9 protein-coding genes and 1 pseudogene are annotated in these 12,599 nt (G+C 61.3%); 8 read left to right on the forward strand and 2 right to left on the reverse strand.

The features are described 5' to 3' along the window. Positions 1-344 precede the first annotated feature (344 nt). Both I7X09_RS16290 and I7X09_RS16295 read left to right on the forward strand, forming a co-directional pair. A complete protein-coding gene (locus tag I7X09_RS16290) occupies positions 345-1,361 on the forward strand; it encodes a hypothetical protein (protein WP_200313011.1) in 1,017 nt (338 codons plus the stop codon). A 998-nt stretch (positions 1,362-2,359) separates the two neighbouring features. Beyond that, on the forward strand, positions 2,360-3,529 hold the full coding sequence (locus I7X09_RS16295) for an iron-containing alcohol dehydrogenase (protein ID WP_042922071.1): 1,170 nt from the start codon (positions 2,360-2,362) through the stop codon (positions 3,527-3,529). A gap of 79 nt (positions 3,530-3,608) precedes the next feature. On the opposite strand, the gene I7X09_RS16300 is transcribed toward I7X09_RS16295, so the two are convergent. Both I7X09_RS16300 and I7X09_RS16305 read right to left on the reverse strand, forming a co-directional pair. Further along, positions 3,609-4,289, reverse strand: coding sequence for a TetR/AcrR family transcriptional regulator (locus I7X09_RS16300; protein ID WP_069145298.1), 681 nt, complete (start codon positions 4,287-4,289; stop codon positions 3,609-3,611). Beyond that, positions 4,276-5,881 (reverse strand): annotated as a pseudogene (locus tag I7X09_RS16305) (class I adenylate-forming enzyme family protein). Before I7X09_RS16305 ends, I7X09_RS16300 begins: the two are co-directional and overlap by 14 nt. Positions 5,882-6,073: 192 nt before the next feature. Here I7X09_RS16305 and I7X09_RS16310 point away from each other — a divergent pair. From I7X09_RS16310 to I7X09_RS16335, 6 genes are all read left to right on the forward strand, one after another. Then, complete coding sequence (locus tag I7X09_RS16310; RefSeq protein ID WP_200313012.1) at positions 6,074-8,023, forward strand: flavin-containing monooxygenase; 1,950 nt, start codon at positions 6,074-6,076, stop codon at positions 8,021-8,023. Between the two features lie 2 nt (positions 8,024-8,025). Next, positions 8,026-9,216 (forward strand): CaiB/BaiF CoA transferase family protein, encoded by a 1,191-nt coding sequence (locus I7X09_RS16315; RefSeq protein ID WP_200313013.1) that lies wholly within the window; start codon positions 8,026-8,028, stop codon positions 9,214-9,216. Positions 9,217-9,256: 40 nt separating this feature from the next. After that, entirely contained in the window at positions 9,257-9,910 is a 654-nt protein-coding gene (locus I7X09_RS16320; protein WP_200313014.1) for a TetR/AcrR family transcriptional regulator, read from the forward strand. A gap of 82 nt (positions 9,911-9,992) precedes the next feature. After that, positions 9,993-10,898, forward strand: a complete 906-nt coding sequence (locus I7X09_RS16325) for a metal-dependent hydrolase (RefSeq protein ID WP_200313015.1) — start codon at positions 9,993-9,995, stop codon at positions 10,896-10,898. Then, positions 10,895-12,031, forward strand: a complete 1,137-nt coding sequence (locus I7X09_RS16330; protein ID WP_200313016.1) for a PDR/VanB family oxidoreductase — start codon at positions 10,895-10,897, stop codon at positions 12,029-12,031. The genes I7X09_RS16325 and I7X09_RS16330 overlap by 4 nt, the downstream gene beginning before the upstream one ends. 44 nt (positions 12,032-12,075) lie before the next feature. Then, entirely contained in the window at positions 12,076-12,474 is a 399-nt protein-coding gene (locus I7X09_RS16335; protein ID WP_234036601.1) for a limonene-1,2-epoxide hydrolase family protein, read from the forward strand. Positions 12,475-12,599: the final 125 nt, after the last annotated feature.

Here is a 12,599-nt window from a genome sequence, read left to right on the forward strand (position 1 = left end):
AAGGATTTCGATCGTCACTGAACACGATCTATTCGACGTTGTGGCCATGGTGCTACCAAAACATCACCGTCGGCCCGCAGCAGCTCCCCCACTACGTCCCCCGACATTTCTTGGCTTCGACTGAGTACAGCAAGGACGAGAGCCCGGCGCGCCCATCCCGACTGTGCGATCGTCGAAGTCGTCTGACAACCCTTTCAAGGCACCTACTCCCTATGGCGCCCCGATCCCCGCAACAACGTTGCGCTTGACCGAACACTGAAGTCCCACGAGCCCGATAGCGTTCGCGATAGAATCCGATATTTCGCTCGCATCGTCCCGGGGCACACTGAAGGGGAGTCAAGAGCATGCATGCGGTAGCGACCCGGAGGGCGAAATTCGTTGCAGCGGGATTGATCATCGCTGTGGCTACTGCTGGTGCTATCGGTGTATCGAAGATCTTCGCTGCACGCCCATCCTCTGCGAACGTCGAAGAGACCATCACGAAAGCGGAACGTGGACGCCACAATCCAGCGTGTGAACCCATCCCGTCGAGGCCCGATGTGGCTGCGTTGCGTCGCTCTTCTGACGCGTCGGTTCGTTTGACGCACGTGGTACAGACTGCTGCGGAGCTCTTGCGAGTCAACGGAGCGGCTTGGGGGCCCCAAGTCGCTGTCGGTACTGAGCTATCCATTGATGAAGCTTTCGAGAACGCCGGTTCGATTCCCGGAGATGCGATAGTCGCAGAAGCGGAGTGGCTTCGTCAGGCGCAACGAGATGGACTCTACGACGACGCAGATCGTTCGCTCGATTCGCTTGTCCGACACATCGAGTCGACAACCATCACGGACGTCGACCTCGCCAGCCATCTGGGGCCGAATTGGCCCGCAGTAATTGATGTCGTCGGGACTGTCGCCGCGATCGGGTTCGAGGAGTACGTGAGCAAGGTGCGCGCGTCACCCCCGATGAGAGCAGCTGACGCGCTCGACCTTCGATCCGCGTTGCGGGAGAACACGGTAGCCCTCGGCCTGGAGGCGGAATGGGACGGTGCTCAGGAGTTGGTCGCTCTCTACTTTCAAGGATGCACTTCGGCCGCGCTGAGCCGGCGAGAAGCGAACCTTTCGGTCGAGGATTACATCCTTGATTGGGACCTGGCGGAGGCTCTGGCACGCGACGCCGTAGCTGCTGCTTTCGCAGCAGATCTCACGAGCAACGAGAACCGTGGACGAGTCGAGATCTTGGCACGAGGTCTTCAAATCATCCAGGCGCCAGACGAATTGGGTCCGAACGATCGGTTGACCCGGTCCGTGGATCCGAACGAAAACTTGCATCCGGACGAGGTCGCGCTTCTCGAACTGGAAGATCCATTGATCGAGGGCGAGTGACACGACCAGGGCCTCCGGCGAGGGTGGCGCGGCAATCAGAAAGGCGGTTGCCGATGTGACACCGCGCTCTTAGAACCGAAGTGACGCAACATCATCGGGATCTGCTCTTCGGTGGCCCCTTGCTCACGCAGATAACGCAGCACCTCCTTTCGATACGCAGGTAATCGAACCCCGAAATTATGTCCTCGAGCTGACGGTCCATCCAGTCGAAGAAACAGTTCGCGTCGTGCGACAGCAGCGGATTTACCGTGGGTATGCCCAGTCTCGAAGCCCCAGCAGAAGCCGAGGGTCTCGACTAACTTTGCCGGACCGACTGCAATGGTCAGCTTCGCCGGAGTGAATCTCGGAAGAAGAACCTTCGTCCCCGATATTCCAAGTCTTTGCAGCGGGATCGACCCGCGGCACGCCTCGCGATAATTGTTCACCACATTGCCGCTGTTCCGACCAAGGCAAGTTCGAGGCGTTTCTCCACGGTGAAGTCGATGCATGCCGCGCCGTCGACACCATGCACCTGAGTGTTGGGAAGGGTGCCGCACTGGATTCGGCGTCCGTCACCAGAGTGTCAGTGATGGCTACATCATCCCAGTACTCAACCCTCGCGCCATCACGCAATTGGTTCCAGAAACAGACAACCAGCGGTTAGGTAGTTCGACAATTTGCGGATCGAATCCACCGTAACCGATCCTTGTCTGGCACTGGAGATGCAACAGCGCTCTTCATCTAAGCCGTGGGGATTGATAGATAGATGCAGGTCAAGCCTGCAATGTCTCCCATGACCTCACCTCGCCCCATGGTTTCGCCAGCCAAGCACACAATCGATTGTGGCGTGCGCCACAAATCTCCTATAGGGTAACCACTGTTAGCCTGCGACGGGGTGCGAGACATTTCCCAGCGCCGGATCCACGCTCTATCCCACTCCTGAACAGACCGAGGGAGAGCTGAGCGCTCTTGACGACGTCGTGGTGGATTGAGGATCAAGAAAGAAAGATGGTATTGCCGTGCAGTCATCACTTGTCTCTCTGCCGTCCATGGAGAGAGTCCGCATTGGCGCTCCGGTCGCGGAGGCCGCAGCCCAGGAAGCAGAATTGCTCGGGGCGAACCGCGTCTTCGTCGTATGTAGCGGGACGCTCAACTCGCAGACCGACGAGATCGCTCGGGTGATCGAGGCACTGGGTGATCGATTCGTGGGACTGTTCGATGCGGTTCGACCCCATGTACCGCGCGAAGACGTCATTGCTGCCACCCGAGTTGCTGCCGACGCCGATCCGGACATGCTGTTGTGCGTGGGCGGCGGATCGGCGACGGACCTGGCGAAGATCCTTGCAATCACTCTGGAGCACGGAGTTCGCGAGGCATCGCAAATGGACGCCTACCACCTGCAGGTCAATCCCGACACATCGGTGACCGCCCCCACCTTCTCCGCCCCGAAGATCCCGGTAGTGGTGGCGCCCACGACCCTGGCGGGAGGTGAGTTCAACGCGTTGGCCGGGTCGACGGATGAGAAGAGCAACGTCAAAGAGGGTTACTTGCATCCGGCGATGACCCCGAAGGCTGTCATCCTCGATCCTGCACTCACGCTGCACACGCCGGAGTGGCTGTGGCTGTCGACCGGGGTTCGCGCACTGGACCACGCCTTCGAGACCTTGGGCTCGCTCGAATCGAACGGGTACTACGACGGGATGGCGATGAATGCCATACGACTGCTCTCCGAAGGACTCGTCCGAGTGAAGGAGAACACCGACGACGTGGATGCGCGGCTGATGTGCCAGGTCGGTGCATGGTCGTCAATGGTCGCGATCGTCGCAGGCCTCGACATGGGCGTCAGCCATGCCGTCGGGCATGCACTCGGCGGCTCGTTCAACGTCCCGCACGGGTACACCTCGTGTGTCATGGCGCCTTTCGCACTCGAGTACAACCGCGAGGTCAACGAGCATCGCCAGGCGCTGATCAGTGCGTCCTTGGGTGCGCCGCAAACGCCCGCTCACGAGTTGGCGGACTCGCTCATCCGGCGGCTCGGCATGCCAAGATCGCTGGGAGAAGTCGGGCTGACCGAAAACGACCTCCCCAGTCTGGCTACGTACACGTTCAAGGACATCTGGTGCGGGACCAACCCAAACCCCATTGCGAATCCGGACGCTTTGGTTCCTTTGTTGCGGCGGGCACTCTGATCGAGCCCGAAAACAAGTGATCCCCCTCCACGTCGGGTGGAGGGGGATCACCTGTTTTCGAGCTGAACGGCCGTCACCGTCAGCTGGGCGTACCGCCGTTACCACTCTGCGTTCCGGGACGGTGACGGAGAATTCCGACGACGATGTAATCCACGTAGGTTGCCACCAGCGCCTCGATATCGTGGTCGTCTCGAAGCCACCAGCTCACACCATTCATGAGGTCGAGCACCGCAACAGCCGCACGTTGTGGGTCGGCGATTTCGAACTCTCCGGCGCGGACCCCGGCAGCAATCACATCGCGCACACGCCTCTGGTAGTACTTGCGGTACTCGAGCACCCTCATACGGTGTTCGTCGGTAAGCGCCGAGATCTCTCGTAGGCTGACCAGATGCTCGACCCTGTTCATCGCTAGATGCCGCAGATGAACATCGATCAGCGAGGTGAGACGCTCGGCCGGTGTTCCAGGTTCGTCGAGGACGAGTAGATGCTCATCGACCGGGTCCCGGGTCATCTTGAGCGCGATCGCGTAGAGGATCTCTTCTTTCGAGGTGAAGTGGTTGTAGAGGCTCGCGCCCTTGATTCCCACCGAATCTGCGATGCCACGCATACCGGCCGAGTGGTAGCCCTGATCAGCGAAGTATTCGGCCGCCGCGGCCAGTATGTCGTCACGTCTGCTTGGAAGACCTTCAAGCCGTGGTCGACCGGATCCGGGTGTCGCGCTGCTGGCAGGATCGATGTTCAGCGTTTCAGTCCTTTGCATACAGGCGACGTAGTTCTCTCTTGAGCAGCTTCCCCTGAGGGTCCGTGGGCAGCTCGTCCACAATCGTGATCGCCTTTGGAACCTTATAGCCTGCGAGCACGGCCTTGCAGTGGTCTCGCAACTCCTGGCCGGTGAGATCGCTGCCGTCTACGACGATGACGAAGCCGGTGACCGCCTCGGACCAGTAATCGTCCAGAAGTCCCACGACGGCGGCGCGCGACACCTCGGGGTGGGCTTGTAGTACTCGCTCGACCTCCTGCGAGGACACGTTGTAGCCGCCCGTCTTGATCATGTCCTTGCTGCGATCGAGAAAGAACATGTTGCCCTCCGAATCGCGACGTACGATGTCGCCGGTGTGGACCCAACCACCGTCGAGGACAGCGGCGGTCTTCTCGGGATCCTTGTAGTAACCCAGCATCACCGACGGCGTGCGACAGAGGAGTTCACCTCGCTCTGCTTCATTTCCGTCGGCATCGACCACCTTGACCTCGAGATGGCCTACAGGCTTGCCGATCCAGGTCGGATCCTGATCGGGAATGTCCTCGAGTCGCTTGAACCAGCCGACGGAGCCCAACTGCGTCAACTCGGACTGACCCCAGTAGGTGCCCCACACCGATGCGGGCGCCGCGTGGTGCCATGCGTCCACCGTTCGCGGCGAGACCTGACCTCCGTAGGTCAGGCAGCGCTGGATGGTCCCGACAGTCTCAGGACCGAAGTCAGGATGATCTGCGAGCGAGATGAAGAAGGTCGGGGTTTGAGCCAGGACGGTGATCTGCTCCGTTTTGATCATGTGCAAAGCGTCGGCAGGCGCGAGGCTGGCCGGGAGCACGAGCGTCGCTCCCAATAGCAGGAGCGAGGTCAGGGAGCCGATTCCGGCAATAGTGTGGAATGGCATGACGTAGAGCCAGACGTCATCGTCCAGGCATCGCAGTCCCCATGTGTACGCGGGTGCGGTGGAGACCAGGTAGTTGCGATGCGGCAGCATGACGCCCTTCGGAGCCGCCTCGGTTCCACTGGTGTACACGATCATTGCGAGATCGTGCTCGTCCACATCACAATCCGGCTCTGTCGGCGACGAGGACTCGAGGAGTTGATCGAAGCAGTGGCCGCCGAACTCGTCCGTGCTGTCGAGAACAACGATTTCGGGGCGGGTACCGAGTCCCGCCAGCGCTTCTTCCAGTACCGGCAGGAATTCCGCGGCCACGACCACAACCGCGGGCTCGAGGTGCCCGATCTGTTGAGCCACTTCGTTAGGTCCGAAAAGGACATTGATGCCGGAGTACACCGCCCCTATTTTGAGAGCACCGTAGTAGGCGACTATCGACTCCACGCGATTGCGGGCCATCACGGCGACCCGGTCACCGCGGGAAACACCGAGTCCGAGGAACATGTGGGATGCCCGGTTGGCATCCTGATTGAGCGCACCGTAGGTGGTCACGGTGCGTCGACCACCTGGGGCATACGACACGATCGCCGGCTTCGAGTATCGACTCTGCGAGTGGCGGCGTAGCTGGTCGCCTAACGTCTCGCCCTAGCGGTGACGACTGGGTCGCTGTGAGGGATCGGACAAGCGGACCTGAACTCCGTCGCATATCAGTGGCATCCGATTCGACACTTGTCGACAGATCCATGGTTCCTCAACTTCCTGAATGCTTACCGCGGTTAGTATGATGTGGCTCATACTGTCATCGGCATCCTCGCGGGTCAAGCGAATTTTTCAAGCAATAATCGGAATATTAAGATCGCACTTGGTTGTGTCACTAACGACTGTTAGCCTGCATGGCATGACTATCGTCACTGACCTGGACCGTGACCACCTGCGTTCGGCGGTGTTACGGGGCAATGTTCCGACCATGCTCGCCGTGTTGCTGGAGCTGACCGCCGATGAGCGGTGGGTGGCACCCCGCTATCAACCCACGCGCAGTCGGGGCATGGATGACAATTCCACGGGAGGACTTCCGGAGGAGGTTCAGTCCGAAATCCGGAGCGCGTTGATCGACGCAGTGGAACGCTGGTGGACGCTGGACGAGCCGTCCCGGCGGACGCTGGACAGCTCGGAAGTAGAGCGAATCCTCAACTTCACCTGCAGCGAGACCGTACCGCCGGACTTCGCGCCGATGATGGCGGAGATAGTCAATGGTCCGCAGATCAAGCCTGCCTCCGCCAAGTGCGACGAGCGACTCCACGCCATCGTGATCGGCGCCGGCATCGCGGGGATGCTGGCCTCCGTCGAGCTCAGCCGCGCTGGGATCCCTCACGTGATCCTGGAGAAGAACGACGACGTCGGCGGATCATGGTGGGAGAACCGCTATCCGGGCGCCGGAGTTGATACACCGAGCCACCTTTACTCGATCTCGTCGTTCCCTCGTAACTGGTCGACCCACTTCGGCAAGCGCGACGAGGTTCAGGGATATCTCGAGGACTTTGCGGAGGCCAACGACATCCGGCGCAATGTCCGCTTCCGTCATGAGGTGACGCGCGCCGAGTTCCAGGAGTCGAGTCAGAGTTGGCGTGTGACCGTCCGGCGACCAGGCGAGGCGCCGGAGACCCTCGAGGCTCCCATCCTGATCAGCGCGGTCGGTCTGCTCAATCGTCCGAAGATCCCGCGCCTTCCGGGAATCGAGACCTTCCGTGGTCGCCTCTTCCACTCCGCCGAGTGGCCGAGCGAGCTCGACGATCCCGAGTCGCTCCGTGGGAAGCGAGTGGGCATCGTCGGTACCGGAGCCAGTGCTATGCAGATCGGCCCGGCCATCGCGGATCGTGTCGGATCGCTGACGATCTTCCAGCGCTCACCACAGTGGATCGCACCGAACGACGACTACTTCACGACCATCGACGACGGCGTCCATTGGCTGATGGACAACATCCCCGGGTATCGCGAGTGGTACCGGGCGCGTCTGTCGTGGATCTTCAACGACAAGGTGTACCCGTCCCTCCAGGTCGACCCCACCTGGCCCGAGCCGAGCGCCTCGATCAATGCGACCAACCATGGTCATCGCAAGTTCTACGAACGCTATCTCCGCGATCAGCTGGGTGATCGAACAGATCTGAGCGAGGCATCTCTTCCTGACTATCCGCCCTTTGGTAAGCGGATGCTGCTGGACAACGGCTGGTTCACGATGCTTCGTAAGCCCGACGTCACACTGGTGCCCCACGGAGTCGACGCCCTGACACCTTCTGGACTCGTCGACACGAACGGCGTCGAGCACCAGCTGGATGTCATTGTCATGGCGACGGGTTTCCACAGTGTGCGCGTTCTTTACCCGATGGACATCGTCGGTCGATCCGGCCGGTCCACCGGAGAAATCTGGGGCGAGCACGACGCGCGCGCCTACCTGGGGATCACAGTTCCTGACTTCCCCAATTTCTTCGTCATGACCGGACCGAACACCGGCCTGGGACACGGGGGGAGCTTCATCACGATCCTGGAATGTCAGGTCCGCTACATCATGGATGCATTGAAGTTGATGCAATCGGAAAACCTCGGCGCGATGGAGTGCCGGACCGAGGTCAACGATCGATACAACGAGGCCGTCGACCGACAGCACGCACAGATGGTCTGGACCCATCCGGCAATGGAGAACTGGTACCGAAACCCGGACGGTCGCGTCGTGTCGGTCCTTCCGTGGCGGATCAACGACTACTGGGCCATGACCTACCGAGTCGACCCGGCAGATTTTCGTACCGAGCCGGCACGCTCCGAGTCGGTCCCGACTCCGACCGCACGAGGGTGATCATGCAGGACGAAGCCACTGGCGGAGTGCACGGCGGGCCGCTGTCGGGTATCCGGGTCATTGAAATGGAGGCCATAGGGCCGCTACTGCACGCCGGTCTGATGTTGGCAGATCTTGGCGCCGATGTCGTGCGCATCGTGCGCCCCATCTCGATGGGAGCAGATGACGGAATCGACGATGCGAATGCGGGGATGCTCCGAGGGCGGACCGAAATCACTGCAGATCTGGCCAAGACCGAGGATCTCGCCAAGGTGCGCAGGCTGATCAGCCGAGCGGACGTCCTGATGGAGGGCTCTCGGCCCGGCACGATGGAGAAGCTCGGCCTGGGCTCCGAGATCTGCCTGCAGGACAATCCGGGGCTGATCTACGGCCGAATGAGTGGCTGGGGCCAGAAAGGACCGATGGCCCGAGAAGCCGGGCACGACCTGAACTACCTTGCGCTTTCGGGCGCGCTCGAACAGCTCGGACCGGCTTCCGGGCCGCCGTCACCGCCACTTAACTACGTCGGGAACTTCGGCGGTGGATCAATGTTCCTGCTCGTAGGGGTACTTGCCGCGCTGCACGAAAGAGAACGCACTGGCCGAGGCCAGGTGGTGGATACAGCGATGGTCGACGGCGCCAGTTCGTTGACTGCGCTCGTCCGATCGTGGCAGCATGCCGGCCGCTGGTCAGCCCGTCGTGGAACCAACCTCCTCGACGGATCTGCCCCGTTCTACCGCGCGTACGAATGCGCAGACCACAGGTACATGGCGGTAGGGGCCCTCGAAGACGTGTACTACGACCGCTTCGTGTTCGGACTCGGATTGGATCCCGCCTCGTTGCCGAATCGCTGGGACCAATCGAACTGGGACGACTTGTCCGAACACTTCGGCAGAACCTTCGCCACACACGATCGCGATGCCTGGGTCGACGTCTTCGACGGCCTGAACGCTTGTGTCACACCCGTGCTCACACTCCACGAGGCAACACTCCACGACCATGCAATACAGCGAACGGCCTTCGTCGATGCAGGAGGCTTTTCGATGCCCTCCGCCGCACCACGGCTGGACTCGTCACAGGGAGCAGCCCCACCACGGAGAAACGACGAACTGGACGCAACCGTGTCGCGATGGGAGATTGCCTCAGAGCACCACGGGGGCAATTCCACTCGACATCGGTCCACTCGCATGGCGGTTGGTCCACAGACGTGGTGAGCGAGAGAACCGATGGCGCCAGGCGGGCTACGATTTCGGTATGCGCAGGCTGGCTGGATCGTTCGATCGTGACCTCCCCGGGTTGCCGCGTGGCCGTGGCCGCCTCACGGCGGACGAGGTCCAAGACGCACAACGCAATCGCATTCTGCGCGCCGTGATCTCGTCGACTGCGGAGAAGGGGATCGCCTCGACCACGATCGCCGATGTCGTCGGCCGCGCCAGGGTATCTCGCCAAGCTTTCTACAAGCAGTTCGAGAGCAAAGAAGCCTGCTTGATCGCAGCGATCGACGCCGGCATCGAGACGATCGTCTCCAACATCACCTCCACACAAAGCTCGACCACCAATTTATCTCCACACGAACAGCTTTCGGCTGTCATCAAGAAGTACCTCGAGACGTGTTCGTCCGAACCCGAGTTCGTCCGCGCTTGGGTGGTGGACCTACCTGTGGCCGGTCCGGCAGGGGTTGCGAAGCGCAACGAGTACCTGGAACTGCTCGCCGACGAATTGCTCGTCGGCTACGCGTCCAGATCTTCAGAAGCCCCGGGGCGTGAAGTGTTTCTCGCGGCGATCGGCGGATGCAACGAGTTGTTCTACCGCCAGGTGGTCGACGGGTCCAATTCGTACATGAATCTTCATGCGCCGATCATGTCCTTCCTCGAACGGGTACTGGATCTCTCGTCCGACGGTTCGTAGTCCGGTGTTGACAAGCCTCGGGTAGATCGCCATGCTCATTTATAAGTACTGTCGCGTACTTATAAATGAGCGAGGAGTGGCCATGGGGATCTTGAGGGGACTGACACAGCGTCCGATCGCGCCGCCCGGCCGGGTTGCGATCCGTCCACGGCGAGTCGACTTCGACTGGGAGAAAGCGCCTTTGGTGTGGTTGCCGAATGAGCCGATCGCCTCATACCTCCTCGGTTCGATGAACCTCGTCATCCCCGAGGGCGAGCGGATGATGATCCAGGCCTTCGAGCAGGCTCTCCCGGACGTGCACGACGAGAAGCTCCGCGAGGACATGCTCGGTTTCATGGGTCAAGAATTGCTGCACGCAGAGGCGCATGACGAGGTCATGAATCAGGTGTTCAGACGGCACGGAATCGACCCGGCCCCGTTCAACCGCCAGATGCAGTACTTCTTCCGTAAGACTTTGGGCGTCGGCGACGACACCGATCCGCGGTCCACCCGGCAGCGTCTGATCGAGCGTCTCGGGATTTGCGCGTCCTCGGAGCATATGTTCGCGTTCGTAGGCGACTGGGCACTGAACGCGGACTTGGAGAAATTCGGCGCAGATCCGCAGATGCTTGACCTCTACCGGTGGCATGGGGCCGAAGAGGTCGAGCATCGTGCCGTGGCGCAGGAGGTCGCCACGTACTTCGGAGTCGGCTACTTTCGCCGCTGTATCTCCATGCTCATCACGTGGCCGATCTTTTTAGGGTGGTTGCTCCGTGCCGCGATGTATCTGAGCCGCAACGACCCCAACACGCCGAACATCGGTTATCCGCGATTGCTCCTGGAATTCGTCCGCGCCGGACGCCGCGGACTGGTGCCTGGTGTATCGAAATGGTTCTGGAGCGGTGCGTCGACGTTCGTGCCCGGATTTCACCCCGACAGTGTGGGGTCCACAGCCCAGGCCCTCGCCTACGTCGCGCAATCGCCAGCGGCCAAGCGGGTCAACACATGACACCCAACGCGCCCGAACTCACACAGCGGTGGCCGGCCCCCCGCGAGATCCCGGTCGACCTACGACGCGGCACGCACCGCGACTCGATTCTGCGCATTCTGGATGTCCTGGTCTCCACGCAGGTGAAGTGGGCGGTCTTGATTCATCGCGACAAGCCACCGAAAAACCGGACCGACGAGTACAAGACAACGCTCACGGTGTCGGAACGCACGACGGTGGCCAGCGACAACGCCGTGGTCAGCATCGAACTGCGGGCACCTGACGGCATCGACCTCGAACGGTGGCACCCCGGGGCTCACCTCGACCTGTACCTGCCCTCAGGACGCATACGTCAGTACTCACTGTGCGGCGATCCTGCCGATCGCCGCTGTTACCGGATTGCGGTACGCCGCATCCCTGATGGTGGCGGCGGATCGAACGAGGTGCACGACGAGTTGCCAGTCGGTGCCGTCGTCGGCGTTCGTGGCCCACGCAACGCGTTCGGGTTCGTCGAACCCGGGCGAACCAAGCGCGCGAAGCGCGTTCACTTCGTGGCGGGCGGTATCGGCATCACCCCGATACTCCCGATGATCCGCGAGGCAGAGCGCATGGGCCTGGATTGGTCGCTGGTGTACGTCGGTCGCGAGCGACGCACGCTACCGTTCCTCGCGGAATTGTCACCGTTCGGTGATCGGGTCACCATCCGCACCGACGACGAATACGGCCTACCCACCGCGACCGATCTTCTCCCGCCGAACGTCCGCAGCGGTGATGCAATCTACTGTTGCGGTCCGGTCCCGATGATGGACCTGATCACCGCAGGTGCACGCAACCAACCCGGTGTGGAAGTGCACGCCGAACGCTTCTCCGCCACACCGGTCGTCGATGGACGTCCCTTCCGGATCCAACTGGCTCGCACCGGTCAGGTCATCGATGTCGCCGCTGATCAGACCGCACTGGACGCGGTGCTGCGTGTGAACCCGAAAGCCCCCTATTCATGTCGTCAGGGCTTCTGCGGCACCTGCATGGTCCACGTCATCGACGGCGATGTCGATCACCGCGACAACTCGTTGAGCCCAGCCGAGCGCGCCGAGGGCAAGATGCTCCTGTGCGTTTCGCGGAGCAACAGTCCCTGCCTGACGGTCACCACATGAATCCACCGATGAGAAAACACAATTCCAGACGACCGGAGTACCTGTTGAACGACGATCAACTGACATCGCGGGTGGTGGACCTGCTGATCGCACTGGAGGAAATGGACGCCGATGCCGTGCGCGCACTCGTCGATCCCGACATCGAATGGCGCAACACCGGCCTGCCCAGCGTGCGTGGAAGCAAACGCGTCGAACGGGCGCTCACGATCGTCTCTCGCCTGATCACCAGGTACGAGGTCGTGGAAGTGCTCACGATGACCACCGACCACGACACGGTGTCCTCCCGGCGAAGAGAGATCATCCGCATCGGATGGTTTGCCATGCACCTCGACGTAGACGGCCACTACACATTCGCAAACGGCCGGCTGCGCGTTTGGGACGACCGCTTCTCCTACCGCCGACTGCTCCGCGGATTGCGATTCGGCCCACCCACCCGCACCTGAGGATCGCGAGGGTCGCTATCCGCCTGCCTGGGTCAGGTACTTCATTCGTTCGCCGCGACTTTTCGGGGAAACCGCATGGCGATGGGAACTTTCCCGGCAAGGTAAACGTAGATTAAAGAACAAGG

Source organism: Rhodococcus sp. P-2, assembly GCF_016598535.1.
Classification (GTDB): Bacteria; Actinomycetota; Actinomycetes; order Mycobacteriales; family Mycobacteriaceae; genus Rhodococcus_F; species Rhodococcus_F baikonurensis.

Excerpts from the sequence above, each read along its gene's own strand:
- I7X09_RS16315 (WP_200313013.1), top strand. The coding sequence starts at position 8,026 with ATGCAGGACGAAGCCACTGGCGGAGTGCACGGCGGGCCGCTGTCGGGT.
- I7X09_RS16300 (WP_069145298.1), bottom strand. The coding sequence starts at position 4,289 with ATGCAAAGGACTGAAACGCTGAACATCGATCCTGCCAGCAGCGCGACA.
- I7X09_RS16310 (WP_200313012.1), top strand. The coding sequence starts at position 6,074 with ATGACTATCGTCACTGACCTGGACCGTGACCACCTGCGTTCGGCGGTG.
- I7X09_RS16290 (WP_200313011.1), top strand. The coding sequence starts at position 345 with ATGCATGCGGTAGCGACCCGGAGGGCGAAATTCGTTGCAGCGGGATTG.
- I7X09_RS16330 (WP_200313016.1), top strand. The coding sequence starts at position 10,895 with ATGACACCCAACGCGCCCGAACTCACACAGCGGTGGCCGGCCCCCCGC.
- I7X09_RS16325 (WP_200313015.1), top strand. The coding sequence starts at position 9,993 with ATGGGGATCTTGAGGGGACTGACACAGCGTCCGATCGCGCCGCCCGGC.
- I7X09_RS16320 (WP_200313014.1), top strand. The coding sequence starts at position 9,257 with ATGCGCAGGCTGGCTGGATCGTTCGATCGTGACCTCCCCGGGTTGCCG.